1 protein-coding gene is annotated in these 1723 nt (G+C 71.3%); it reads left to right on the top strand.

The window, feature by feature from the left end; genetic code table 11:
• The first annotated feature begins 288 nt into the window (after positions 1-288).
• Positions 289-1593 carry a family 43 glycosylhydrolase gene (locus ACWDX9_RS62990; protein ID WP_449973397.1) on the top strand — a complete coding sequence of 435 codons (1305 nt, stop codon included), beginning with the start codon at positions 289-291 and terminating at the stop codon, positions 1591-1593.
• Positions 1594-1723 lie beyond the last annotated feature (130 nt).

Raw genomic sequence — 1723 nt, forward strand, 5'->3', positions numbered from 1 at the left:
GCCGAGGTCACCGCGCCCGGCCGCGGCGCGCCCGGCACCGGCACGCTCCCCATCGCGGAGGCGGTGGACATCTTGATCGGCCACGGCTACGCGGGCCCGATCGGCTGCGCGTACGTCCCTGGCCAACGAACCGTGGACACGCTCGGCTGGGTCGATCAGTGATCCGTTGCGAAGGCCGTGTGCGCTCGCGAGCCGGGAAGGTGGCCGAGCCTGACTGAATAGCCAAAATCTCTTCTCCGCGGCTCCGGAATGGCCTATACCCGTGAGTACGGATGATCGGAGGTCCCCATGCGGCTGCCCGGCCGGCTCTTCCTCGTGTTCACCGCGACCGCGGTCTGCCTACCCGCGGCCGGCCCGGAGCCGGCGGCGGCCGCCGTGGCCCCGACGGCGGTGATTCGCGCCGACTTCCCCGATCCGGACGTCATCCAAGCCGGCTCCACCTTCTACGCCTACTCCACCAGTAGCTCGGCCGGGCGCATCCAGGTCGCCAGCGCCTCGTCCGCCACCGGCCCGTGGACAGTGCGCGGGGACGCGCTGCCCGCCAAACCGTCCTGGGCGGGGAACGGCGGGTTCTGGGCGCCCGACGTCTCCCAGCTTCCCGACGGCCGCTACCTCATGTACTTCACCGGCCCCAGCACCGCTACCGGGCGCATGTGCATCGGCGCCGCGACCTCGGCGAACCCCCTCGGCCCCTTCCAGCCGACCAGCGGTTCACCGCTCGTCTGCAACGCGGGCGAGGGCGGCGACATCGACCCGTCGAGCTTCGTCGACACCGACGGCAAGCGGTACCTGGTCTACAAGAACGACGGCAACGCCGTCGGCCGGCCCACCGTTCTGTGGCTGCAGCAGGTCGGCGCGGACGGCGTCACCTTCGTCGGCGGCCGCACCGAGCTCATCCGCAACGACCGGCCCGAGGAGGCCGGGGTGATCGAGGCTCCCGTGCTCGTCAAGCGGCCCTCCCAGTACGTGCTCTTCTACTCGGCCGGCTCCTACGCGGGAAACAGCTACTTCACCGGCTACGCCGTGTCCCCGTCTCTCACCGGGCCCTACACCAAGGCGTACCGGCCGCTGATGACGACGGCCACCTTCGACGGCGCCGTTCAGGGCCCCGGCGGGACCGACGTGCTCGGGAGCCGCGCCTTCTTCCACGGCTGGGTGGGCAACGCGCGCCACATGTACACCGCGGAGCTGGGCTGGGCCAACGACTACCCGGTCGTGCGCGGCAGCCGGGTACGGTACGAGGCCGAGCGCGGCACGCTCAACCATGCCGAGGTGCGTACCGGCGCGGCCGGGGCGTCACAGGGGGCCGTCGTGGCCAAGATCGACTATGCGGACAGCTGGGTCGACGTGCAGGTTTTCGCGCCGGTCGCCGGGGCCTACACCGCGTACGTGGCCTATGCCGCCGGGTACGGCGACGCGCAGCACCTGGTGACGGTGAACGGGGGCACGCGCTTCACGCTGAGCTATCCCGACCGCGGCTGGGACAACTGGACGCAGGTGCCGGCCCAGCTCACACTGAACGCCGGGTGGAACACCCTGCGCTTCCAGTACCAGGCGCGTTGGGCGGAGCTGGACCACATCGAGATCGCCTGATCCATGCGGCCATCCGCTCATGGCTCCGCTCGGCAGTCGGCGCCCATTCTCGGCAACGGAGACGGCGGCGGCGCGGCCCTGGGCCAGGTCGTCGATGCGCTCCTGCAGCTCGGCCACGCCGGTCAGCAGG

The sequence above is a fragment of the Nonomuraea sp. NPDC003201 genome (assembly GCF_053590415.1).